Raw genomic sequence first — 21674 nt, 5'->3', positions numbered from 1 at the left:
CCCAAATATCCCGGGGGTCCGGGGGCAGCGCCCCCGGCCTTCACACATGGGAGTTTCCGATGCCGCACCCTTCCGACGAAATCCTCGCGCGGCTGATGGGGCTGCACCCCAAAATCATCGACCTCACGCTGGACCGGGTACACCGGCTTCTGGCGGCGACCGGCCACCCCGAGGCGGTGCTGCCGCCGGTGATCCATATCGCGGGCACCAATGGCAAGGGCTCGACTCAGGCGATGATCCGCGCCGGGCTGGAGGCGGCGGGCCAGCGCGTGCACGCCTATACCTCGCCGCATCTGGCGCGGTTTCATGAGCGGATCCGGCTTGCGGGCGCGCTGATCTCCGAGCCCGCGCTGGCCGCGCTCCTCGATGAATGCGAGGCGGCGAATGGCGGGGCGCCGATCACCTTTTTCGAGATCACCACGGTTGCGGCCTTTCTCGCCTTTGCGCGCACGCCCGCGGATTACACGCTCCTTGAGGTTGGCCTTGGCGGGCGGCTCGATGCGACGAATGTGGTCGCAAAACCCGCACTGACGATCATCACCCCGGTCTCGATCGACCATCAGCAATATCTCGGCGAGACGCTCCCCGAGATTGCCGGCGAGAAGGCGGGGATCCTGAAGCGCGGCGTGCCCTGCGTGGTCGGGCCTCAGGCGCCCGAGGGGATGGAGGTGATCGAGGCAAAGGCCGCGCGGCTCGGCGCGCCGCTCTTTGCGCATGGCCAGCACTGGCACGCGTTCGAGGAACGCGGGCGGCTGATCTATCAAGACGAGACCGGTCTTCTCGATCTGCCGCTGCCGATCCTGCCCGGTCCGCATCAAATCGAAAATGCGGGCGCGGCGCTTGCGGCGCTGCGTTGCCTCGGCTTTGACGAAAGCGCCTGCGAGGCGGCCGTGAGCCGGGCCGAATGGCCCGCGCGGATGCAGCGGTTGCGGCAGGGCCCGCTGGCCGAGAGCGCGCCGGGGATCGAGCTTTGGCTCGATGGCGGGCACAATCCGGCGGGGGGCGCGGCGGTCGCGGCAACTCTGGCCCGCATGCCCGCACGGCCGACGCATCTTGTGTGCGGCATGCTGAACACCAAGGACATCGGCGGCTATCTGCGCCCGCTCGTCGCGCAGGCCCAAAGCCTCAGCGCCGTCTCGATCCCGGGCGAGCCGAACACGCTCCCCGCCATGCAAACCGCCGCCGCAGCGCGCGCGGCCGGCTTCGCATCGGTCTCGGAGGCCGGATCGGTGGCCGAGGCGCTCGCCGTGATCGCCGCCGAAGACCCGCAGGCGCGCGTGCTCATCTGCGGCTCGCTCTACCTCGCCGGGCAGGTGCTGCGCGCAAACGGCTGAGCCCTTCTCTGAGCGCAAACGCACGAAACCTGTGCAAATCCGTGCCTAGGCGCACAAGGCGGGCATGGCTATCTTTTCCGCAACAGGAAAGGAGCTCGCCATGACGCTCGAATTCGGTCTCGATACATTCGGCGATATCACCGCCGATGCCAACGGCCCCCGCTCCGGCGCCGCGGTGATCCGCGACACGCTGGCCGAAGCCATTCTCGCCGATCAGGTCGGCGTTAATTATTTCGGGCTGGGTGAACACCACCGCCCCGATTACGCGATCTCGGCCATGGAACCGCTGCTGGGCGCGATTCTCGCGAAGACGGAAAAGATCCACGCCGGCACTTCGGTCACCGTGCTCTCTTCCGATGATCCGATCCGGATCTTCGAGCGCTTCTCCACGCTCGATGCGCTGGCGCCGGGACGCGCCGAGATCACTATCGGCCGCGGCTCCTTTACCGAGAGCTTCCCGCTTTTCGGCTTCGATCTGCATGATTACGAGATGCTGTTTTCAGAAAAGGCGCAGCTCTTGCACAGCCTCCTGCAGGAGAAGAGGGTGAGCTTTCAGGGCCGCCACCGCAAACCCTTGCAGAATGTAACCGTATACCCCCGCCCCGAACGGGCCCTGCAGGTCTGGCGCGGCGTCGGCGGCAGCCCAGACTCGGTGCTTGAGGCGGCGGCGATGGACATGCCGCTTGTGCTCGCGATCATCGGCGGCAATGCCGCGCGCTTCGCGCCCCTGGCCGATCTCTACCGCGAGGCGCGCAGCCAGATGGGTGCGGCGGATCTGCCGCTTTCGGTCCATTCCCCGGGGCATGTCGGCCCCACGGACGACGAGGCAAAGGAACGATTCTTCCCGGCCTATGCGAAGATGCACGATCTGATCGGCGCCTCGCGCGGCTGGCCGAAATTCACCCGCGCCGCGTTTGAACACGAGATCGCCCATGGCTCGCTTTACGTCGGCAGCCCGGAGACGGTGGCGCAGAAAATCGCGACCACGGTGCGGGCGCTGGGGCTTTCGCGCTTCACGCTGAAATATTCCGCCGGGCCGCAGAACCCCGCGCATCTGCGCGATACCATCGCGCTTTACGGTACCGAGGTCGCGCCGCGGGTGCGGGCGCTGCTGGCTTAAGCGCGGTCGGCGGCCCAGTCGGCCGCCTGCATCTCGCGCAGCCGCGAGGCGGTGCGCTCGAATTCGAAACTGCCGGTGCCCTCGTTATAGAGCCGCTCCGGCACTTCGGCCGCCGAGCAGATCAGCCGCACCTTCGCCTCGTAAAGCGTGTCGATCAGCGTCACGAAGCGCTTCGCCTCGTTGAAGTTCGAGGCGGAAAGCTGCGGGATGTCGTCGAGCATCAGCACTTTCAGCGACGCCGCAATCGCGAGATAATCGCCCGGGCCCAGCATCGCGCCGCACAGATCCCAGAACCGCGCGCGGCCGACCCCGTTGTGATACTGCGGGATGACGACCTTGCGGCCCTTCACCTCCAGCACAAGCGCGCTCGCCGCATCGCGGCCGGTGAGTTCGTCCCAGAGCGCATCCATCGCCGCATGGGCGGCCTTTGAGGCGGGTGAAAAATAGACCTGCGCGCCGGTCAGCCGGTGCTGACGATAATCGGTTTCGGAAGCGATTTCGAGCACATGCATTCTCTCGCGCAGCATCGCGATGAAGGGCAGGAAAAGCTGGCGGTTGAGCCCGTTGAGGTACAGATCTTCGGGCGGGCGGTTTGACGTGGTCACCACCGTCACGCCGCGCTTGAACAGCTCGTCAAAAAGCCGACCCACGATCATCGCGTCCGCGATATCGGTGATCTGCATCTCGTCAAAGCACAAAAGCCGGACCGAGGCGGCGATTTCCTTGGCCGCCGGCATCAGCGCGTCTTCTTCCTTGGCGCGGCGGGCGATGTCGATCTTCGCCTGCACTTCCTGCATGAAGGCATGAAAATGCACGCGCCGCTTCGGCACGGCGACAGTCTCGTGAAAGAGATCCATCAGCATCGACTTGCCACGCCCGACGCCGCCCCAGAGATAAAGCCCCCGTACTGCTTCGGGCGGCTTCGCAAAAAGGCCGAAGAGGCCCGGTTTTTTCTGGGGCGCATCGAGGGCGGCGCGGATGTCTTCGAGCCGGGGCAGGAGCGCGCGCTGCGCCGCATCGGCGCGCAGGCGTCCCGCCGCAACACGGCCGTCGTAGATCTGGACAAGGCTGTTGGTCATGGCGCCTCTTAGACGCTCGCGCAGGCGTTGAAAAGATCGCCCGAGGGCGGTGGGGATCACGCCGCCGTGTCCTTGGCGGACGGCCTTCTACCGGCTGCGATGCGGCTTGAGAGAAAACCGGGCTTCGCTTAGTCTCGCGCCACTCTAGCCACAGGAAGGCCCATGTCGAAAACCAATCCCCAGCGCCTGCATCTCGTCTTCGGCGGCGAGCTCGTCTCGCCCGACCGGACCGAATTCAAGGATGTCTCGAAGATCCATGTCGTCGGCATCTATCCCAATTACGCCACCGCCTATGCTGCCTGGAAGGCCGAGGCGCAGCGCACTGTCGATGATGCCCATGCGCGCTATTTCATCGCCCACCTGCACCGGCTGCGCGACGAGGAAACGCCAGCCTCGCTGACCGAGGAACTGGGCAGCTGAACGGCCGACCGGGCGATGCTTCCCGCGGCGTTAAGGTGGTTGTGGGGGCGCCCCCCGCGACCTGAAGAAGAGGCCGGCACCGGGGCCCCACCGGCGCCGGCAATCTGTATGCGACTTGGGGCCGAAGAGGCCGCCGAGCGGGCCACAGCGACGGCGGTGGTGCTTGATCGGCTGTCCCGGTTGCGCCCCGAATTGCGCCTGCGTGTGGCGCTTCCCGAGACGGTCGAAATCGCGCTCCCCGAGGGCTCGGATCGCATTGCTCTGCCCGATGATGCGGAGGCGCGCGCGATGATGCGTTCCGCCCCGCCTGAGCTTCTGGTGTTGTTCGGCAACGAGCTCCCCAAGGCGCTGATCGAAGCGGCGGGACGGGCGCGGCGGCCGGTGATGATGGTGGATGCGAGTGCAGGTGCGGCGCCCGGCCATCGGCCCCCGTTTCGCCGGTTCGGTCAGCCCGCGCTGTTGCGCCGGCTCGAGCGCGTTTTGGTGCGTGAACAGGCCTCGATCGCGCCGCTTTTGCAGCTCGGGGTCGAACTCGAACGGCTCAAGCTGGGCGGTATGCTCGGGCAGCCGCCCGAACCGCTGCGCTGCTCGGAGGCGGAACGCGTCTCGCTCGCCGCGCTCACCCGCACCCGGCCTGTCTGGTTCGGCGCCTCGGTGCCGCCGGGCGAGATTGAGGCTCTGGTGGCGGCGCAGGAGCGGGCGCAGCGCCACGCCCATCGGATGCTGCTGATCCTCGCGCCCGAAATCCCCGAGACTGCGGCCGAGCTCGCGGCCGAGCTTTCGGAGCGCGGCCACGCCGTGGCCTGCCGCTCGGTCGAGGGCGAGCCGGGCGAAGAGACGGAGATTTTCCTCGCCGACGATCCGGGCGAATACGGGCTCTGGTACCGGATCGCGCCGGTGAGCTACATGGGGGGCACGCTGAACGGCGGAAGCGCCGCGCCGCGCGGGCCGTTCGAACCCGCGGCGCTGGGCTCGGCAATTCTGCACGGGCCGCAGACCGCCCCCCATGGCGCGGATTTTGCCCGGCTTGACGAAGCGCGTGCCGCCCGCGCCATCCATGATGCGATCTCGCTCGGCGAGGCGGTGGCGGATCTGATGTCGCCCGACCGGGCCGCAGTGCTTGCCCACAATGCCTGGGCGGTGATTTCTGATGGCGCTGCGGCGGCAGAGACGGTGGTGGCGGCCATCTTGCGCGAATATGATGCCGCCCGTCGCAGAAAGGACGCATGATGCAGGCCCCCGGCTACTGGTTCACCCCGCCCGAACGCCCCGCCGCCATGGCCCGGCTGCTTGCGCCGCTCGGCAGGCTTTATGGCGCAGCTACGGCGCACAGGCTGGCGCGGCCGGGGCTGCGGCTTCCGGTGCCGGTGATCTCGGTGGGCAACATCAATGCGGGCGGCACCGGAAAGACGCCCACCGTGATCGCGCTCGCGCAGCTTCTGGCCGCGCGCGGCCATACCGCCCATGTGGTGAGCCGCGGCCATGGTGGCCGGCTCGAAGGCCCGGTGCGGGTCGACGAGAGGCGCCATTCGGCGCAGGAGGTGGGAGACGAGCCGCTGTTGCTTTCCGCCTTCAGTCCCACCTGGGTCGCAAAGGACCGCGCGCTGGGAGCGCAAGCGGCGCTCGAGACGGGGGCGGAGGTGATCTTGCTTGACGACGGGCACCAGAACCCGGCGCTGGTCAAGGATCTGTCGCTCGTCGTCGTCGATGCGGTGAAGGGGTTTGGCAACGGGCTTTGCCTGCCCGCGGGGCCCTTGCGCGAGCCTGTCGCGGCGGGTCTGGCACGGGCCGATCTGCTCCTCTCAATCGGCCCGCCCGCGGCGCAGGAGGCGTTTTGCGCGGGTCTCGAAGGGGCAATCGAAGTGCCGCATCTGAAAGGCCATCTCGCCCCCCTGCAGACCGGAATGGACTGGGAGGGCCTGCCGGTTCTGGCCTTTGCCGGGATCGGCCATCCGGAAAAGTTCTTTGCCACGCTGCGCGGCCTTGGTGCGACAGTCCTTCGCGCGGAGGCGCTCGACGATCATCAGCCCTATACTCCGCGCCTGCTCGCACGGCTCGAAACCGAGGCGCGGCTGCGCGGTGCGCAACTTGTCACTACCGAAAAGGACGCCGCGCGCCTTCCCGCGCGCTTCCGTCCCAACGTGCTGGCGCTGCCGGTGCGGCTGATGTTCGAAGACGCCACAGCGCTCGAGACGGCGCTGCAGCGTCTCGGGCTCTAGGCTTAACCGCCGAGCAGCGGATCGAGGATCTTCTTCAGATCTGCATAGCTCATGTTGTCGTATTTCGTGCCATTGATCACCAGCGAGGGGGTGCCGGTGATCCCGTCATCGGTGAAATGCTTCTGATACGTCGCCACCATCGCCTGAGCACGGGCATTGTCGTTCAGGCAGGCCTCGATCTGATCCTTGGTCAAACCGGCGCGCAAGCCGATCTTGCGCAGGTTGGCGCCGATCGTCTCGGGTTGGCCATCGCCGATCCAGGCCTGCTGCTCGGCAAACATCATGTCGGCGATGGCGTAATACTTCAGATCGCCACCGCATTGCGCAATCTGCCCGGCCCAGAGGCCATAGCGGTCGAAATAGGCTTCACGCAGGATGAAGCGCACTTTGCCGGTATCGATGTAGTCGCGTTTGAGCGGCTTGAACACATCCTGCTGGAAATGCGCGCAATGCGGGCAGGTGAAGGAGGCATATTCGATCAGCGTGACCGGGGCTTTGGAGGAGCCCAGCGTCACATCGGGGAGGATCTGCGGCGATCCCCCGGCCTCGGCGGGGCTCGCCACCAGATCTTCGGTCGTGGCGCCCGGGCGCAAAAGCGTCCAGCCCCCGGCCGCCGCAAGCACGGCAGCACCGGAGAGGCCCAGCAAAAGGGAGCGTCGGTTCATGAATCAGCCTTTCTCAACTTGTCCCGCCGGGGTGAGGGGTCTGGGGGCGGGTTTCATCAGGATATTGCGCCCGAGTTCCTCCAGTGCCGCACGCAACGCCGCATCGGCGCAGCCTGCCGCCGCGTTCTGGGCGCGGGCCGCCACTTCGGGTGAGGGGGAGGAGGGGGCCGGTCTGGCGGGCGCGGGGGCGAAGGCGACCTGCCCCTCGGCAAAGCCGGTGGCGGCAGTCTGGGTGATATGGATGCGCGCAATCGCATTATAGCCATAGCAAGCATTGACGCGGGCGCGGATCTGCTCGCGTTTCATGTCGATCATCGGCGCCATCGGCCCTTCGACCAGAAGCGTGAGAGTGGCGCCAAAACCCTCGCGGCCGTAGCCAATCTTCACCGGGTGCGCCGAGGCGGCGATCTCGGGCCCCACCACTTCCGCCCAGTGGGTAACGAGACGCGCCACAGCAAAACCGCGCGATTCGCCTGCGGACCGGATGCGTTCCTTGACGAGCCCCGCTGCAGCCTCGAAACCGCGCAGCCTGCGGACGGCGCGGGGCGCCTCCGGGCGCTCGTCAAGGGTCTCGGGTGTCTTGCGGGTCATGGGGCTCCTGATCTCGCCTTCGCGGGACTTGGTGCTATTCTAGGCGGCTGGGGCAGGTTTGCCACAACAACTCTCGGGAAGGGATCATAAAGATTGCGTGACGGCGAAGAAACCGCGGCCGGGGCGGCGCTCATCGACTGGTATGACCGGTCCGCACGGGTGATGCCATGGCGGGTGGGGCCGGGCGCGGGCGCGCATCCCGCGCCTTATCATGTCTGGCTCTCCGAGGTGATGCTGCAGCAAACGACCGTTGCCGCCGTGCGCGACTACTTCCGCCGGTTCACGGCGCGCTGGCCGCGTGTGGAGGATCTTGCCGCCGCCGAAGACGCGGAGGTGATGGCCGAATGGGCGGGGCTTGGCTATTACGCCCGAGCCCGTAATCTCTTGAAATGCGCGCGTGTCGTGGCGTTCGAGCGGGGTGGGCGCTTCCCTCAGACGGCGGCGGAGCTGCAAAAGCTCCCCGGCATCGGGCCCTATACCGCTGCCGCGATCGCCGCGATTGCTTTTGAAGAGCCCGCGGTTGTTGTCGATGGCAATGTGGAGCGGGTGGTGGCGCGGCTCTGGGCGATCGAGACGCCGCTGCCTGCCGCGAAGCCTGCGCTGGTTGAAAAGGCCGGGCGGCTGACGCCGCAGCTTCGCCCGGGGGATCACGCACAGGCGATGATGGATCTGGGCGCGACAATCTGCACCCCGCGCGGGCCGGTCTGCGCGCTGTGCCCGGTGGCGGCCTTCTGTGCTGCGCGCCCGCTTGGCATTGCCGCAGAGCTGCCGCGCAAGGTGCCAAAGGCGGAAAAGCCGACCCGGTTCGGGTGCATCTATGTGGCGGTGGACGCTGCGGGCGCGGTGCTTTTGGAGCGCCGCCCGGAAAAGGGGCTCCTCGGCGGCATGCTCGGGTTTCCGGGCACGCCTTGGGCGGAAACCACGCCCGCGCCCGCGCCGCCGATTGCGGCGGATTGGGTCGCGCTCTCGCATGAGGTGCGCCACACCTTCACCCATTTTCATCTGCGCTTGCAGGTCTATGTGGCCTGTGCCGAGGGGAAGGGCTTCACGCCGCGTGCAGAGTTTGCGCCCGCCGCGCTGCCCACGGTGATGCGCAAGGTCTGGGATCTGGCCGAGGGTGCGCTTCCCGCATGAGCCCTGCTTGCCCTTTGCCCGCCAAGACGTCATTCTCGCGGCCCTAAAGGAGACGCCCATGACCTTCACCCTCGCCACATGGAACATCAACTCGGTCCGCCTGCGCGAGGCGCTCGTGTGCAAGCTGATGACCGAGGAAACGCCCGATGTGCTCTGCTTGCAGGAATGCAAGAGCCCGGTGGAGAAGATCCCCCTCGCCGCCTTCGAAGCGCTGGGCTACCGCTTCATGGTGGCGCGGGGGCAAAAAGGCTACAATGGCGTGGCGATCCTCTCGAAGCTGCCGATCACCGAGGTGGCGGCGGGCGATTATGCCGGGCTCGGGCATGCGCGCCACATTGCCGGGCGGCTTGAGACCGGCGTGACGATCCACAATTTCTATGTGCCTGCGGGCGGCGATATTCCCGATCGGGAAGTGAACGAGAAATTCGGCCAGAAGCTCGATTTCCTCACCCATATGCGCGACGATTTCCACGCCGCGACGCCGAAAAAGGCGATCCTCGTCGGCGATCTCAACATCGCGCCGCGCGAAGATGACGTGTGGAACCACAAGTCTCTCCTCAAGATCGTCTCGCATACTCCGATTGAGGTCGAGCATCTGGCGCAGGCGCAGGATGCGGGTTCTTGGGTCGATGTCACGCGCCAGGACATTCCCGAGGGGCGGCTTTATTCGTGGTGGTCCTACCGCTCGCCCGATTGGGACGCGGCCGACAAGGGCCGCCGGCTCGACCATATCTGGGCCACGCCCGACATTGCGGGGGCCGCGCATGGCAGCCGCGTGTTGCGCGCCGCCCGCGGCTGGGAGCAACCCTCCGACCACGCCCCGGTCTTTGCCACCTTCGATCTTTGAGACGCCCCCTTGGCGGGCGCCCGCGCGCACCGCATATAGGGGCAAAGCTCGCGAAAGAGGATTTCATGTTCGGAACCGAAACCAAACCCGCGCAACAACTGGTGAAGGACGTCACCGAGGCGACCTTCATGACCGAAGTGGTCGACGCCTCGATGTCCGTGCCGGTGATCGTCGATTTCTGGGCGCCCTGGTGCGGCCCCTGCAAGCAGCTCGGGCCTCAGCTCGAAGCGGCGGTGGAGGCCGCGAAGGGCAAGGTCGTGATGGCCAAGATCAACGTCGACGAGAACCAGCGTCTCGCCCAGGTGCTCGCGCAGCAGGGCTTGCCGTTGCAATCGATCCCGACCGTCGTGGCCTTCTTCGAGGGCCGCCCGGTCGACATGTTCCAGGGCGCGATCCCCGCCTCGCAGGTGAAGGCCTTTGTCGAGAAGCTGGCAGGCCTTGCGGGCGATGGCGGGCTGGGCGAGGCGCTTGCCGCGGCCGAAGAGATGCTGGCACAGGGCGCCGTGGTCGATGCGCTTGAGACCTTCGCCGCGATCCTGGGCGAGGAGCCCGAGAATGCCGAGGCTTACGGCGGGCTCATTCGCGCGCATATTGCTGCGGGCAATCTCGATCAGGCCGGGGCGTTCCTTGCCGCCGTGCCCGCAAAGATCGCGGCTGCCGCACCGGTGGAGGCCGCGCGCGCCCAGCTTGCGCTCGCCAGACAGGCCGCCGAGGCCGGCCCGCTCGATGATCTGAAGGCGAAAGTCGCGGCGAACCCGAACGACCATCAGGCGCGTTTCGATCTGGCTACGGCGCTCCATGCCGCGGGCCATGTGGAGGAAGCGGTCGAAGCGCTGCTCGAATTGTTCCGCCGCGACCGCGAGTGGAACGAAGGCGCGGCGAAAACCCAGCTTTTCACCATCTTTGACGCACTCAAACCCTCCGATCCGATCGTCGTGAAGGGCCGCCGCCGGCTCTCCTCGATGATATTTGCCTGAGCGCGGGGGCGGGCTATCTGATGCGTATGATCAAGTCCTGCGACCTGCCTGCCCAGATCCCGCTCTTTCCGCTGCCCGGGGCTTTGCTGCTGCCCCGGGGGCGGTTGCCGCTGCATATCTTCGAGCCGCGCTATCTGCAGATGATCGAGGATTGCCTGAAAACTCCGCAGCGGCTGATCGGTATGATCCAGCCTTGCCGCGGCCGCGACGGCTGCGAGAAACTCTCGGTGATCGGCTGCGCGGGCCGGCTGACTGGGTTTTCGGAAACCGAGGACGGGCGCTACATGATCACCCTTTCGGGGGTGTCGCGGTTTCGCCTGCAGCAGGAGCTTGAGGGCTTCTCCCCCTATCGCCGCGCCGAGGTTGCCTGGGGCGATTTCGAGCGCGATCTGGGGCTCGCGGAACACGATCCGGGCTTTGACCGCGACGCCTTTCTGGAAACGCTCGCACGCTATTTTCATGCCCAGGGGCTTGATACCGACTGGGAGGCTCTCAAGGATGCCGAGGATGAGTTTCTGATCAATTCGCTCTCGATGCTCCTGCCGCTCGAAGCCGAAGACAAGCAGGCGCTTCTGGAAGCCCCAAGCCTGGCCACCCGGCGCGAGACGCTGGTGACGCTGCTCGAATTCGTGCTGCGCGGTGGGCTGGAGGAGCGTCAGCAATGAGCGCGCAGGAGGCGCCCGGCCTGCCGGTCGTCGTAACGGAACCCGAGCGCGGCGGGTTCGATCGACGCATGCTGGAAGCACTGGTCTGCCCCTTCACCCACTCGGTGCTCTGTTATGATGCTACAAAGCAGGAACTGGTGTCGAAAGCCGCCGGGCTCGCTTTTCCGATCCGCGGCGGCATCCCGATCCTGATTGCCGATGAGGCGCGGCGACTGAAGTAAATCAGACGAAGGGGGTCAAACCGGGCGGCCCTGCATCAATTTGGGGAGCGGACCGGCGATGCCGGCGGCCTGCCGCATGAAGCCGCGCCGCAGGGGCCCGATCGCCTGCACAAGGCCCATGCCAAGGTCGCGGCCCGCGCGCAGCAGCGGATTGTCGTTCGAAAAGAGCATGTTGACCGCATCCATGCCAAGCGCCATCGAGACGGAATCGAACCGCCGCCAGCTCTGATAACGGTCGAGCACGAAGGTCGTGCCGTAATCCTCGCCGCGCCGCATCGCCTTGATCACCACTTCGGCCAAGGCCGCCACATCGCGCAGGCCAAGGTTCAGCCCTTGCCCGGCGATCGGATGCACCCCATGCGCGGCATCGCCGATCAGCGCCACGCGCGGCGCGACATAGGCCTTGGCGAGCGTCAGGTTGAGCGGATAGCTGAAGCGTGGCCCGGCGAGCCGGATCTCGCCCAGAAAATCCCCAAAGCGCGGGCGCACCAGCGCCATGAAATCTGCGTCATCAAGCGTTTCGACCGCTGCGGCGGCCTCGGATCGCTCGCTCCAGACGATCGAGGAGCGGTTGCCGGTGAGCGGCAGGATAGCAAGCGGCCCCGAAGTCATGAAAAGCTGATAGGCAATGCCCTCATGCGGCTTTTCATGTTCGATGGCGGCGACAAGCGCGGTCTGGCCATAATCCCAGCCCTCGCGGGGGATGCCGGCGCGTTCGGCCACGCCCGAACGCCGCCCGTCAGCTCCGACAAGGAGCCGGGCCTTGCGCGTCTGGCCATTCGAAAGCGTGACCTCGATCCCGCCCGGAATCTCGATTTGCGAAATGACGGAAGTTTCGGAAATCAGGGAAATATTATTATTGGCAGCCAATTGCGCCATCAGAGCGCGATAGAGGAAACGGTCTTCGAGCATATAGCCCACAGGCTTTTGCTCCAGTTCGCGGCTGTCGAAATGCAGAAAGAACGGCGCCACGCCCTCTCCGGGCCGCCCGTCGAAGGCCTTCACATCGTTGATCGGTTGCGCCTGATCGGCGACCGAGGGCCAGAGTGCGAGCGCATCGAGAAGCTTCTTCGAGCCGAGCGCGAGCGCATAGGCGCGCCCGTCGAAGGCATCCGCAGCGCGCCGCTCGCGCGGCGCGGCGTCGATCACGGTCACGCGGAGCCCCGCCTGTGCGAGGGCGAGCGCAAGAGCGGGGCCATTCAGGCCGCCACCGGCGATGAGAACATCCGAATCCTGTGTCATGCTCCCAATATGGCGTGGGCTGCGGGATTGTCCATTGCCCGCGGCGCGGCTAGCCTGTGCAAAACCAGGGAGGCGGGGATGCTGGAGAGGTTCTGGTCGGCGGCGGCACAGGGGCGGGCGATGGCCGAGGGGCGGCTCGACCCGGTGGATATGGCAGAGGCCTATCTGGAGGCCGCAGCCCCGCGCCCCGACATCTACGCCCGCCTCACCGCCGACCGCGCCCGGTTCGAGGCGATGGCGGCGCGCACGCGGCTTCTTGACGGGCTTGGCCGTGGCCCGCTCGATGGCGTGGCGTTGAGCTGGAAAGACCTGTTTGACACCGCAGGCACGGTGACCGAGGCGGGCTCGCTCCTGCTTGCGGGCCGCACACCCGAACACGATGCCGAGGTGCTGGAAAACGCCACGCTTGCGGGCACCGTCTGCCTTGGCAAGACGCATATGACGGAGCTTGCCTTTTCCGGCCTCGGGCTGAACCCCAATACCGCAACGCCCCCCAATGCAGTCACCCGTGGCCTTGCGCCGGGCGGCTCGAGTTCCGGCGCGGCAGTTTCGGTGAAGCTTGGCCTCGCCGCCGCCGCCGTGGGGTCGGACACCGGGGGCTCGGTGCGCATCCCCGCCGCCTGGAATGATGTCGTCGGGCTGAAAACGACGCATGGGCGTGTGCCTACCCGGGGCGTGGTGCCCTTGTGCAAGCGTTTCGACACCGTCGGGCCGCTTGCCCGTTCGGTCGAGGACTGCGCACTGGTGCTTGCTGCGCTCGAAGGGCGGGCCGCGCCCGACCTGCGCGGAGCGACCCTTGCGGGCGCGCGGCTTCTGGTGCTCGACGGGTTGCCTTTCGAGGCCATTCGCGACGCCCCCGCGGCGGGGTTTGCCGCGGCAGTGCAAAGGCTTTTGCGCGCGGGGGCACGGATCGAACATATGGATCTGCCGATGGTTGCCCCGGCGATGGCGCTTTCGGGGGTGCTCTTCGCGCCCGAGGCCTATGGGCTCTGGCAGGATGTGATCGAGGCGGCGCCTGAGAAGATGTATCCGCTTATCTTGCAACGCTTCCGCACTGGCGCGGGGGTGAGCGCGGCCGATTACGTCAAGGCCTGGGACGATCTGGAACGCTACCGCGCCGAGTTTCAGGCGGCCGTTGCGGGGTATGATGCGGTGTTGGTACCGACCGCGCCGATCCTGCCGCCCGATGCGCTGCGGCTGCTCACTGACCCGGTCTATTTCGAGACCGAGAACCTGCTTGCGCTGCGCAACACGCGTCTTGCCAATATTTTCGGCCTTTGCGCGCTGACCTTGCCCACCGGCGAACCAATGTGCGGGATCTCGCTGATGGGCAAGCCTTTGCGCGAGGAGGCGCTGCTGCGACTTGGGCTCGCGGCAGAGGCGGCCTTGGGCTGAAAAGCCACATTTCTCCGCTTCGGGCGGGGCAGATATCCGCTTTTTCTGGACGCGCCCCACAAGCTTAGGTAGTTTCGAGGCCAAACGGGGCGCAACGACCCCGAACATGAGGCACAGATGGATTTCCCCGAGCGGTTTGCGAACCTGCCCGAATATGCTTTTCCGCGTTTGCGGCGGCTGTTGGACGGCACCGAGCCCGGCGCCGCCCCGATTGCCATGTCGATCGGCGAGCCGCGCCATCCGATGCCCGCCTTCGTGGGCGACGTGCTCGCGGCGCATCTGGCGGAATTCGGCCAGTATCCGGCCAATGACGGGACGCCCGAACTGCTGGGCGCGATCTCTGGCTGGCTCGCGCGGCGCTACAGTGTCGACGTGGGCACAGATCGGATCATGGTGCTCAACGGCACGCGCGAAGGGCTTTTCAATGCCGCCGTCGCGCTTTGCCCGGAAACCAAGAATGGCAAGCGCCCTGTGGTGCTGATGCCGAACCCGTTCTATCAGGTCTATGCGATCGCCGCGGTCACTGTCGGGGCGGACCCGGTCTTTGTGCCCGCAACCGAGGAGACGGGCTTTTTGCCCGATTACGAGAGCTTGCCCGCCGAGGTGCTCGACCGCACCGCGATCGCCTATCTGTGCTCGCCCGGCAACCCGCAAGGCGCTGTGGCCTCGCGCGATTATCTCGCGCGGCTTCTGGCGCTCGCCGAGAAGCATGATTTCCGCATCTTTGCCGACGAATGCTATTCCGAGATCTGGCGGCTTGCGCCACCGCCGGGCCTGCTTGAGGTGGTGCGCGAGACCGGGGCCGACCCGGAACGTGCGGTCGTGTTCCACTCGCTCTCCAAGCGCTCGAACCTGCCCGGCCTGCGCTCGGGCTTTTGCGCCGCGGGGCCGCAGGCGATGAAGCAGATCCGGCAGTTACGCGCCTATGCCGGGGCGCCGCTGCCCCAACCCATTCAGCGCGTGTCCGAGCGCGCCTGGGCCGATGAGACCCATGTCGCGGAAAATCGCGCGCTTTACGCGCAGAAATATGCCGATGCCGCCGAGGTCTTCGACGGCGTGAACTCGTTCCGGCTGCCCGAGGGCGGGTTCTTCCTCTGGCTGCCGGTCGAGGACGGCGAGGCGGCCACGCTGAAGCTCTGGCGCGAAACCGGGGTGAAGGTGCTGCCCGGTGCCTATCTCGCGCGGGACGTGGCCGGCGAGAACCCCGGGCAGAAATACATTCGGGTGGCATTGGTCGCCCCAAGAGAAGAAACGCGGCGCGGCCTTGTTTTGCTGCGCGACTGCTTGCACAGGTGAGGACAGTTCGGATGGCATCATATCAGGCAAGGCAACGCGACCCGCTTCTCGATCAGGATACCCAGGCCGTTCTGGAACGGCGGGGAAGGGAGCTTCTGGGCGTCCTCTTCGTGGTTCTCGGCGTGCTGAGCGCGATGATGCTGATCTCCTACACTCCCGAGGATCCGAGCTGGATGGCGGTGTCCGATGCGCCGGTGCAGAACTGGCTGGGCCGGATCGGCGCTGCAATCGCTTCGCCCCTCGTGGTCATCTGTGGCCGTGGCGGCTGGCTCTTGCCGGTAGCGCTTGTGGTTTGGGGAGGGCGCCACATGCTCCACCGCGGCGCCGATCGCGCGATGGGGCGAATGGTGTTTTTGCCGATCGCGATCGCGGTCGCAGCCGTTTATGCTGCACTTCTCGTGCCCGGCGCGGGCTGGAAGCAGGCCTATGGGCTTGGCGGCAACTTTGGCGACATGATCGCGGGCTCGCTGCTGGGGGTGCTGCCGGTTTCGGGCGTGGTCGGGCTGAAGCTGATGACGGTGGTGATGGCGCTTGCGAGCCTTGCCGCGAGCCTGTTCGTGATGGGCTTCGACCGGGCGGAACTGCAGGCAATCGCGCGGTTCTTGCGGCTCGGGGCGATCACCCTTTATGCGGCGGCGATGAGCGCGGCGGGCCGGGGCGCCGCGCGCTCGGTCGCGTTGGCCCAAGAGGCCGCCGCGGCGCGTCGCGACCGCCGCGCCGCAGCCGCCGAACGCGCCGAGCAAGACGCCGCCTGGCAGGCGCAACAGGCTTGGGAGCTTGGTCGCAGGGCTGCCGCAGGGGCACCTGCCCTTGCGAGCGAGCCTGCACGCCCGCTCATGGCGTCGCGGGTACGCCGGGCGCATGAGCCGGTGAACCTTGGATATGACGAGGATTTCAGCCTCGAGCCGGAACTCGTTGAACCGATGCATGCGGCGGCTTTTTATGCTTCCGAAGCCCCCTCCGAAGATCGCATCAAGGCGCGTATCCAGGAGGCAGTGAAGACCCGCGCCGCGGCGCCGCCTCCGCCGCCGCCCGCAGCCCCCGCGCTGCCGCTGCGCGCCGAACCGGTGTTGAGCGCGCCTGCGCCGGTCGAGGACCGGGGCGCTCCGTCGCTGCCCGATCCTGCGCCTGCGCCTGCCGCTACGGTTCTTTCCGCTCCGGCCTCGGTTCTCGCCGCGGTTTCCGCGCGCCTTGCGCGCGGCCCGAAAGCCCCGCCCACGCCGCTCGTGCGCGCCGAGCCGCCGCTTCAGGCGCGCCCGCGCTTTATGCCCGGAGTGGCGGCGCCCGCCCTTGCCGGAGCGGGCTTCGCGGCGCCGCTCGCCGCTCCGGCCGCCGTCTCCGCGCCCGAGCTGGAGGCTTTCGCGCCGGTGGAGCCCGAGAGCATTGCCCCCGCTCACCGGACCGCCTTTGCGATGGAGATCGCGCCCGAGGAAGACTGGGAAGGCTTTGCCGACGTCGAGGCCGAGGAAGAGCGCAACGTCTTCGCCGACCTTGGCGATGACGACATTCCGCCGATGCCGCAGGGCGCGCCCGTGCTGCGCCCTGTGCTCAACCGCGCCGTCGTGCCTGCCGCGCCCGAGCGCCGCATCGTCGCCCCGCCGCGCAAGTCGCTTGCGCCCTCGAAACAGGCCCTTGCCGAGGCGCAGCCGGCGCTCCGGTTCGACGCGCCGCAGGTTCCTGCCTATGAGGTGCCGCCGCTGAGCCTGCTCACCAATCCGAGCACGATCCAGCGCCATACGTTGTCCGATGAGGCGCTTGAGGAAAACGCCCGCATGCTCGAAAGCGTGCTCGAAGATTACGGTGTGAAGGGCGAGATCGTCTCTGTCCGCCCCGGCCCCGTTGTCACCATGTATGAGCTGGAACCGGCGCCGGGTCTGAAGGCGTCGCGCGTGATCGGGCTTGCCGATGACATCGCCCGCTCGATGTCAGCGCTTTCGGCGCGCGTTTCCACCGTGCCGGGCCGCTCGGTGATCGGCATCGAACTGCCCAATGCGCACCGCGAAAAGGTGGTTCTGCGCGAGATCCTTTCGGCGCGCGACTTTGGTGACAGCAACATGCGCCTGCCGCTTGCGCTCGGCAAGGATATCGCCGGTGACGCGGTGGTGGCGAACCTCGCCAAGATGCCCCACCTGCTGATTGCCGGTACCACCGGTTCGGGCAAATCTGTCGCCATCAACACGATGATCCTCTCGCTCCTTTACAAGCTCTCTCCCGAGGAATGCCGGTTGATCATGATCGACCCGAAGATGCTGGAACTTTCCGTCTATGACGGCATTCCGCATCTGCTCTCGCCCGTCGTGACCGACCCGAAAAAGGCCGTCGTCGCGCTCAAATGGGTGGTGGGCGAGATGGAGGAGCGCTACCGGCGCATGTCGAAGATGGGCGTGCGCAACATCGAGGGTTACAACGGCCGCGTGCGCGAGGCGATGGACCGCGGCGAGATGTTCAAGCGTACCGTGCAGACGGGCTTTGACGAGGAATCGGGCGAACCCGTTTTCGAGACCGAGGAATTCCTGCCCCAGCCCTTCCCCTATATCGTCGTGATCGTCGACGAGATGGCGGACCTGATGATGGTGGCGGGCAAGGAGATCGAGGCCTGCATCCAGCGCCTTGCGCAGATGGCGCGGGCGAGCGGAATTCACCTGATCATGGCCACGCAGCGCCCCTCGGTCGATGTCATCACCGGCACGATCAAGGCGAACTTCCCGACCCGGATCTCGTTCCAGGTGACCTCGAAAATCGACAGCCGCACGATTTTGGGCGAGCAGGGGGCGGAGCAGCTTCTGGGCATGGGCGACATGCTCTACATGGGCGCGGGCTCGCGCATCACCCGGATTCACGGGCCGTTTGTCTCCGACGAGGAAGTGGAGGAAATCGTCAGCCATCTGAAAAGCTTCGGGCCGCCCGAATACATGTCGGGCGTGGTTGACGGGCCCGATGAGGAGAGCGCGTCCGATATTGACGCGGTGCTGGGCCTTGGCGGCAATACCGATGGCGAGGATGCGCTTTATGATCAGGCGGTGGCGATCGTGATCAAGGATCGCAAATGCTCGACCTCCTATATCCAGCGCAAGCTCGGCATCGGCTACAACAAGGCCGCCCGGCTCGTCGAGCAGATGGAGGAGCAGGGTGTGGTGACGCAGGCCAACCATGTGGGCAAGCGCGAGATTCTGGTGCCCGAGCAGTGAGCCTGCCCTGCGTGAATGTGATCGTGGCTGCGCGCAACGTGAGCGGCGCAGGGCTGTTTTCGGGCTCGCCCTGCGCTATTATCTCCGCATGATCCTTCGACGCCTCGCCCTCGCTCCCGTTCTGCTTCTCGTGCTTTCTGCCCCGGCGCTGGCCGAGAAGGCGCCGCTGGCCATGATTTCGGCCTATCTCAACGGGCTGAAAAGCGCTGAGGCAGGCTTCACCCAGATCAATGCCGATGGCAGTCGTTCGACCGGACATCTCTACCTGCAGCGACCCGGCAAGATGCGGTTCGAATATGATCACAACGAGGCTCTGGTGCTTGCCTCCGCTGGCACGGTGGCGATTTTTGACCCGAAATCGAACCAGATGGCCGAGCAATATCCGCTCAAACGCACGCCGCTGAATCTGATTCTCGCGCCGAAGATCGACCTGGCGCAGGCGCGGATGGTGGTGGGCCATGAGGAAGAGAACGGTGACACCGTGGTGGTGGTGCAAGATCCTGAGCACCCCGAATATGGCACGATCCGGCTGATCTTTTCGGCCAGCCCGCTGCAGCTCACGCAATGGGTGATCACCGACGAAAGCGGCGCGCGCACGGCAGTGATCCTGAACGGGCTCAAGCCCGGGGTCACGATCGGTGCTTCGAAATTCTCGATCACGCAGGAAACCCAGCGCCGCCGGCAATAATGCGGGGCCATCGGGCCGCCGCGGCGATCATCCGGTTCAACGCCGACAACTGCGCAATTGCTGGCGATACATCTCGGCGCGCGCGGCGACCTTGTCGGCCACGGCCAGCAGCCAGCCCTTCGCGTTGTAACTGCCATTCGCGTAGCCGGTGCGGCCCTCGTGATAGGCAAGATATTGCGCACGGGCATCCCATTTCGAGATCCCGAGCTTCTCGGTCGAACCGTCCATATACCAGCCCATGAAATCGGTCGCGTCCTGAATTTTCGTACGGCGGGCGCCATACCGGCGCGTGGCGCGTTGATAATCTTCCCAGGTGCCGTCGAGCGCCTGGCTGAAGCCGCGTGCCGAGCTCTGCCGCCCCAAAGGGATCACGCCAAGCGCATAGCGATGCGGGGTCTTGGCATTGGCAACAAAACGGGATTCCTGATGGATCGTGGCCATTTGCACGTGTACCGGCACGCCCCAGCGCGACTCGGCACGTTTCATCGCGGAATAATAGGCCGGTTTTTCGCGCGCCAGAAGGCAGGCATTGTCGAGGTTGCGGGGGGCTTGCGACCCGCCGCCGCAGGATCCGAGGACCAGAACGGCAGTCAGGATCAGAAAATTCTTCATCGCGCTCAGCCTGTGCGGTTTTTCATGGCCAGCGGCGCCGGCTGTGGACTGCTCTGGCCTTTTCGGCCCTGTTTCTTGCGATAGTCTACGGAATTTCGTTGCGGGACGAAAGCGAAACCATGCTCCCGGGGCGGTTCGGGCGGTCACTGTTGGGAGAGATTCGACAGTTTGTTTCCGCAGCCTTGCGGGCAATTTATGGACATCGCGCCCGGTAAGGATTACTAAACTATATTCGGAGGGCTGTGATGCAGACGACACGCGCAAAATATCATATTGGCCAGATCGTCCGGCACAGAAAACACCCGTTTCGCGGGGTTGTCTTCGATGTGGACGCGATGTTTTCCAATTCCGAGGCCTGGTATGAGGCAATCCCGGAAGACAGCCGTCCGAGCCGGGACCAGCCGTTCTACCATCTGCTTGCGGAAAACGATGACAGCTACTACGTCGCCTATGTTTCCGAGCAGAACCTGATGGCAGACCCTTCGGGCGAGCCGGTCGAGCATCCCGACCTCGGGGATCTTTTCGGCGATTTTACGGACGGGCGTTACCCGCTGCAGTTTCAGCTCAACTGACCTTTGGGTCAGGCGACAGGAGGGCAGGCGACCGGCATCCGAAACGCCAGAAGGTTGCGGCCATTGGCACGGTGATAGCCGAGATCCTCGACCAGATCGTGAATCAGAAACCAGCCGAAGCCACCCTCGGGCAAGGCCTGCGGTTCTGGGCGTTGGGTCTTGTCGATCGAGCGCGCGAGGCAGGCGGGCGGCAGTTCCACCCCGTCATCGCTGATCGAGCAGCTCAGGCCACGGTGGTCACGCACCAGCGACAGGGTGATCGTGCCATGCTCAGTCTCGCTGTAGCCATGTTCGACGATGTTGTTGAGCACCTCCGCCAGCACCAGTTCGAGCGTGCCCGCCTCGTCGGGGCTGAGCTGACGCAGGAACCGCGCGAGAGCGGTGCGCAACGCGGTGCGCACGGCAAAGGGCGTTGCGGCGAAGGAATGATGAAAGATCTTTGCCTCGGGTCGGGCCGGTGACGGCTCCGCCCCGCCGCGTAGCGGCTGCGATCCGTCAGCCAGCATGGCGCATCCCCTTGCGCAATGCGGCGTCCACATCCGGATGCAGGGTAAATACCGAATCCATCCGGGTGAGCCGGAACACACGCTCCACATTGGGCGTCAGCCCCACTAGTTCGAGCGAACGCTCGGGAGAGAGCGATTTCATCACGGCCACGACCGCACCAAGCCCCGAACTGTCGAGGAACCCGACCCGCGACAGGTCGAGCAGCACCCGTTGCGAAGGCTGCATTGTCACTTCGCGCATCCGGTCCTTGAACCGGATCGCGATCGCAGCATCGAGCCGCTCTTCGTCCACGGTAACGATAAGGGCGCCAGCCCTGGCTTCCGCGTAAAGATTCATCTTGCCTCTCCGGGGCCGAAACGTTTGGTTCAGCCTAGAAGCGAAAGCTTACCAATCGGTATCCAGCATAAAGAATGACGGCCCAGATGCCCGCAGATTACCAGACCCTCTCCCGGACCATCAAAGCCCTGACCGCAGGGGAAAGCGACGAGGTGGCGCTGATGGCCACGCTCGCCTGCGAAATCCATCACGCCGATGATCGGTTTGACTGGACCGGTTTTTACCGCGTCACCGAGCCCGGGGTGCTGAAGATCGGCCCCTATCAGGGCGGTCATGGCTGTTTGGTGATTCCCTTCTCCCGCGGTGTCTGCGGGGCGGCCGCGCGCGAGCGCCGCACCCAGCTTGTTGCCGATGTCGAGGCGTTTGCGGGCCATATCGCCTGTTCCTCTTCGACCCGATCGGAGCTGGTGATTCCCGTCTTCGGGGCGGGCGGGCGGCTCATCGGTGTGCTCGATATCGACAGCAACGCCCCCGCGGCCTTCACCGAAGAGGATGCTCGCGCGCTTGAGGCGATTCTCGCGGCAACGTTCAGCCTGGCTTGACGGCGCCCCGCACCCGCGCCATGC

General features: G+C 66.1%; 23 protein-coding genes. 16 read left to right on the top strand and 7 right to left on the bottom strand.

Annotation, left to right across the window (positions count from 1 at the left end):
- Positions 1-59: 59 nt before the first annotated feature.
- Both CRO22_RS03675 and CRO22_RS03670 read left to right on the top strand, forming a co-directional pair.
- On the top strand, positions 60-1334 hold the full coding sequence (locus CRO22_RS03675; protein ID WP_097068716.1) for a bifunctional folylpolyglutamate synthase/dihydrofolate synthase: 1275 nt from the start codon (positions 60-62) through the stop codon (positions 1332-1334).
- Between the two features lie 100 nt (positions 1335-1434).
- A complete protein-coding gene (locus tag CRO22_RS03670; protein WP_097068715.1) occupies positions 1435-2454 on the top strand; it encodes an LLM class flavin-dependent oxidoreductase in 1020 nt (339 codons plus the stop codon).
- Here the strand turns inward: CRO22_RS03670 and zapE are convergent.
- The gene (gene zapE, locus CRO22_RS03665; protein ID WP_097068714.1) at positions 2451-3533 is read right to left on the bottom strand and encodes a cell division protein ZapE; all 1083 of its coding nucleotides are present in this window, start codon (positions 3531-3533) and stop codon (positions 2451-2453) included. The two genes, CRO22_RS03670 and zapE, sit on opposite strands and share 4 nt — an antisense overlap.
- A gap of 162 nt (positions 3534-3695) precedes the next feature.
- Here zapE and CRO22_RS03660 point away from each other — a divergent pair, with 162 nt between their 5' ends.
- From CRO22_RS03660 to lpxK, 3 genes are all read left to right on the top strand, one after another.
- Positions 3696-3953 (top strand): DUF4170 domain-containing protein, encoded by a 258-nt coding sequence (locus tag CRO22_RS03660; protein ID WP_097068713.1) that lies wholly within the window; start codon positions 3696-3698, stop codon positions 3951-3953.
- A 108-nt stretch (positions 3954-4061) separates the two neighbouring features.
- A complete protein-coding gene (locus CRO22_RS03655) occupies positions 4062-5183 on the top strand; it encodes a 3-deoxy-D-manno-octulosonic acid transferase (protein ID WP_097068712.1) in 1122 nt (373 codons plus the stop codon).
- On the top strand, positions 5183-6172 hold the full coding sequence (gene lpxK, locus CRO22_RS03650) for a tetraacyldisaccharide 4'-kinase (protein ID WP_097068711.1): 990 nt from the start codon (positions 5183-5185) through the stop codon (positions 6170-6172). The genes CRO22_RS03655 and lpxK overlap by 1 nt, the downstream gene beginning before the upstream one ends.
- Before the next feature lie 2 nt (positions 6173-6174).
- Here lpxK and CRO22_RS03645 read toward each other — a convergent pair whose 3' ends face one another.
- Both CRO22_RS03645 and CRO22_RS03640 read right to left on the bottom strand, forming a co-directional pair.
- On the bottom strand, positions 6175-6837 hold the full coding sequence (locus tag CRO22_RS03645) for a DsbA family protein (RefSeq protein WP_097068710.1): 663 nt from the start codon (positions 6835-6837) through the stop codon (positions 6175-6177).
- Between the two features lie 3 nt (positions 6838-6840).
- Entirely contained in the window at positions 6841-7428 is a 588-nt protein-coding gene (locus CRO22_RS03640; protein ID WP_097068709.1) for a DUF721 domain-containing protein, read from the bottom strand.
- Positions 7429-7521: 93 nt separating this feature from the next.
- On the opposite strand from CRO22_RS03640, the gene mutY reads away from it, so the two are divergent.
- The 5 genes from mutY (at position 7522) to CRO22_RS03615 (ending at position 11272) form a co-directional block, all read left to right on the top strand.
- Positions 7522-8562, top strand: coding sequence for an A/G-specific adenine glycosylase (mutY, locus tag CRO22_RS03635; RefSeq protein WP_097068708.1), 1041 nt, complete (start codon positions 7522-7524; stop codon positions 8560-8562).
- Positions 8563-8620: 58 nt separating this feature from the next.
- On the top strand, positions 8621-9409 hold the full coding sequence (locus CRO22_RS03630) for an exodeoxyribonuclease III (RefSeq protein ID WP_097068707.1): 789 nt from the start codon (positions 8621-8623) through the stop codon (positions 9407-9409).
- Positions 9410-9474: 65 nt separating this feature from the next.
- Positions 9475-10386 carry a tetratricopeptide repeat protein gene (locus CRO22_RS03625; RefSeq protein ID WP_097068706.1) on the top strand — a complete coding sequence of 304 codons (912 nt, stop codon included), beginning with the start codon at positions 9475-9477 and terminating at the stop codon, positions 10384-10386.
- 26 nt (positions 10387-10412) lie between these two features.
- A complete protein-coding gene (locus tag CRO22_RS03620) occupies positions 10413-11051 on the top strand; it encodes an LON peptidase substrate-binding domain-containing protein (RefSeq protein WP_097068884.1) in 639 nt (212 codons plus the stop codon).
- Positions 11048-11272 carry a Trm112 family protein gene (locus CRO22_RS03615; RefSeq protein WP_097068705.1) on the top strand — a complete coding sequence of 75 codons (225 nt, stop codon included), beginning with the start codon at positions 11048-11050 and terminating at the stop codon, positions 11270-11272. The genes CRO22_RS03620 and CRO22_RS03615 overlap by 4 nt, the downstream gene beginning before the upstream one ends.
- 15 nt (positions 11273-11287) lie before the next feature.
- On the opposite strand, the gene CRO22_RS03610 is transcribed toward CRO22_RS03615, so the two are convergent.
- Complete coding sequence (locus tag CRO22_RS03610) at positions 11288-12514, bottom strand: UbiH/UbiF/VisC/COQ6 family ubiquinone biosynthesis hydroxylase (protein WP_097068704.1); 1227 nt, start codon at positions 12512-12514, stop codon at positions 11288-11290.
- A gap of 78 nt (positions 12515-12592) precedes the next feature.
- On the opposite strand from CRO22_RS03610, the gene CRO22_RS03605 reads away from it, so the two are divergent.
- The 4 genes from CRO22_RS03605 to CRO22_RS03590 all read left to right on the top strand — a co-directional run bounded on the left by CRO22_RS03605 (position 12593) and on the right by CRO22_RS03590 (position 19081).
- Positions 12593-13909, top strand: a complete 1317-nt coding sequence (locus tag CRO22_RS03605) for an amidase (RefSeq protein WP_097068703.1) — start codon at positions 12593-12595, stop codon at positions 13907-13909.
- A 117-nt stretch (positions 13910-14026) separates the two neighbouring features.
- Positions 14027-15205: an aminotransferase class I/II-fold pyridoxal phosphate-dependent enzyme gene (locus tag CRO22_RS03600; RefSeq protein ID WP_097068702.1), complete on the top strand. Its 1179-nt coding sequence runs from the start codon at positions 14027-14029 to the stop codon at positions 15203-15205.
- Between the two features lie 11 nt (positions 15206-15216).
- Positions 15217-18393, top strand: coding sequence for a DNA translocase FtsK (locus CRO22_RS03595; RefSeq protein ID WP_097068701.1), 3177 nt, complete (start codon positions 15217-15219; stop codon positions 18391-18393).
- Positions 18394-18481: 88 nt separating this feature from the next.
- A complete protein-coding gene (locus tag CRO22_RS03590) occupies positions 18482-19081 on the top strand; it encodes a LolA family protein (RefSeq protein WP_097068700.1) in 600 nt (199 codons plus the stop codon).
- 36 nt (positions 19082-19117) lie between these two features.
- On the opposite strand, the gene CRO22_RS03585 is transcribed toward CRO22_RS03590, so the two are convergent.
- Positions 19118-19693: a transglycosylase SLT domain-containing protein gene (locus tag CRO22_RS03585; RefSeq protein ID WP_097068699.1), complete on the bottom strand. Its 576-nt coding sequence runs from the start codon at positions 19691-19693 to the stop codon at positions 19118-19120.
- A gap of 245 nt (positions 19694-19938) precedes the next feature.
- Between CRO22_RS03585 and hspQ the strand changes: the two genes are divergently transcribed.
- Positions 19939-20265 (top strand): heat shock protein HspQ, encoded by a 327-nt coding sequence (gene hspQ / locus CRO22_RS03580; protein ID WP_097068698.1) that lies wholly within the window; start codon positions 19939-19941, stop codon positions 20263-20265.
- Positions 20266-20273: 8 nt separating this feature from the next.
- Here the strand turns inward: hspQ and CRO22_RS03575 are convergent, their stop codons facing one another.
- The gene (locus CRO22_RS03575; protein ID WP_176518527.1) at positions 20274-20771 is read right to left on the bottom strand and encodes an ATP-binding protein; all 498 of its coding nucleotides are present in this window, start codon (positions 20769-20771) and stop codon (positions 20274-20276) included.
- Positions 20761-21108 (bottom strand): STAS domain-containing protein, encoded by a 348-nt coding sequence (locus CRO22_RS03570; protein ID WP_097068696.1) that lies wholly within the window; start codon positions 21106-21108, stop codon positions 20761-20763. Before CRO22_RS03570 ends, CRO22_RS03575 begins: the two co-directional genes overlap by 11 nt.
- An 86-nt stretch (positions 21109-21194) precedes the next feature.
- Between CRO22_RS03570 and CRO22_RS03565 the strand changes: the two genes are divergently transcribed.
- Complete coding sequence (locus tag CRO22_RS03565; protein ID WP_097068883.1) at positions 21195-21650, top strand: GAF domain-containing protein; 456 nt, start codon at positions 21195-21197, stop codon at positions 21648-21650.
- The last annotated feature ends 24 nt before the right edge of the window (positions 21651-21674 follow it).

This window comes from Rhodobacter maris, from assembly GCF_900217815.1.
In the GTDB taxonomy this organism is placed as follows: Bacteria; Pseudomonadota; Alphaproteobacteria; order Rhodobacterales; family Rhodobacteraceae; genus Rhodobacter; species Rhodobacter maris.
The sequence above is the reverse complement of the archived record's forward strand: the minus strand, read 5'-3'. Positions and strand labels throughout refer to the sequence as shown.

What these genes read in the sequence shown, in the direction of transcription:
- CRO22_RS03595 (WP_097068701.1), top strand. Translation starts at nt 15,217, where the DNA reads ATGGCATCATATCAGGCAAGGCAACGCGACCCGCTTCTCGATCAGGAT.
- CRO22_RS03610 (WP_097068704.1), bottom strand. Translation starts at nt 12,514, where the DNA reads ATGACACAGGATTCGGATGTTCTCATCGCCGGTGGCGGCCTGAATGGC.
- CRO22_RS03620 (WP_097068884.1), top strand. Translation starts at nt 10,413, where the DNA reads ATGATCAAGTCCTGCGACCTGCCTGCCCAGATCCCGCTCTTTCCGCTG.
- CRO22_RS03570 (WP_097068696.1), bottom strand. Translation starts at nt 21,108, where the DNA reads ATGAATCTTTACGCGGAAGCCAGGGCTGGCGCCCTTATCGTTACCGTG.
- hspQ (WP_097068698.1), top strand. Translation starts at nt 19,939, where the DNA reads ATGCAGACGACACGCGCAAAATATCATATTGGCCAGATCGTCCGGCAC.
- lpxK (WP_097068711.1), top strand. Translation starts at nt 5,183, where the DNA reads ATGCAGGCCCCCGGCTACTGGTTCACCCCGCCCGAACGCCCCGCCGCC.
- CRO22_RS03590 (WP_097068700.1), top strand. Translation starts at nt 18,482, where the DNA reads ATGATCCTTCGACGCCTCGCCCTCGCTCCCGTTCTGCTTCTCGTGCTT.
- CRO22_RS03670 (WP_097068715.1), top strand. Translation starts at nt 1,435, where the DNA reads ATGACGCTCGAATTCGGTCTCGATACATTCGGCGATATCACCGCCGAT.
- CRO22_RS03675 (WP_097068716.1), top strand. Translation starts at nt 60, where the DNA reads ATGCCGCACCCTTCCGACGAAATCCTCGCGCGGCTGATGGGGCTGCAC.
- CRO22_RS03575 (WP_176518527.1), bottom strand. Translation starts at nt 20,771, where the DNA reads ATGCTGGCTGACGGATCGCAGCCGCTACGCGGCGGGGCGGAGCCGTCA.
- CRO22_RS03565 (WP_097068883.1), top strand. Translation starts at nt 21,195, where the DNA reads ATGCCCGCAGATTACCAGACCCTCTCCCGGACCATCAAAGCCCTGACC.
- CRO22_RS03615 (WP_097068705.1), top strand. Translation starts at nt 11,048, where the DNA reads ATGAGCGCGCAGGAGGCGCCCGGCCTGCCGGTCGTCGTAACGGAACCC.
- CRO22_RS03640 (WP_097068709.1), bottom strand. Translation starts at nt 7,428, where the DNA reads ATGACCCGCAAGACACCCGAGACCCTTGACGAGCGCCCGGAGGCGCCC.
- zapE (WP_097068714.1), bottom strand. Translation starts at nt 3,533, where the DNA reads ATGACCAACAGCCTTGTCCAGATCTACGACGGCCGTGTTGCGGCGGGA.
- CRO22_RS03660 (WP_097068713.1), top strand. Translation starts at nt 3,696, where the DNA reads ATGTCGAAAACCAATCCCCAGCGCCTGCATCTCGTCTTCGGCGGCGAG.
- CRO22_RS03625 (WP_097068706.1), top strand. Translation starts at nt 9,475, where the DNA reads ATGTTCGGAACCGAAACCAAACCCGCGCAACAACTGGTGAAGGACGTC.
- CRO22_RS03585 (WP_097068699.1), bottom strand. Translation starts at nt 19,693, where the DNA reads ATGAAGAATTTTCTGATCCTGACTGCCGTTCTGGTCCTCGGATCCTGC.
- CRO22_RS03600 (WP_097068702.1), top strand. Translation starts at nt 14,027, where the DNA reads ATGGATTTCCCCGAGCGGTTTGCGAACCTGCCCGAATATGCTTTTCCG.
- CRO22_RS03655 (WP_097068712.1), top strand. Translation starts at nt 4,062, where the DNA reads ATGCGACTTGGGGCCGAAGAGGCCGCCGAGCGGGCCACAGCGACGGCG.
- CRO22_RS03645 (WP_097068710.1), bottom strand. Translation starts at nt 6,837, where the DNA reads ATGAACCGACGCTCCCTTTTGCTGGGCCTCTCCGGTGCTGCCGTGCTT.
- CRO22_RS03605 (WP_097068703.1), top strand. Translation starts at nt 12,593, where the DNA reads ATGCTGGAGAGGTTCTGGTCGGCGGCGGCACAGGGGCGGGCGATGGCC.
- CRO22_RS03630 (WP_097068707.1), top strand. Translation starts at nt 8,621, where the DNA reads ATGACCTTCACCCTCGCCACATGGAACATCAACTCGGTCCGCCTGCGC.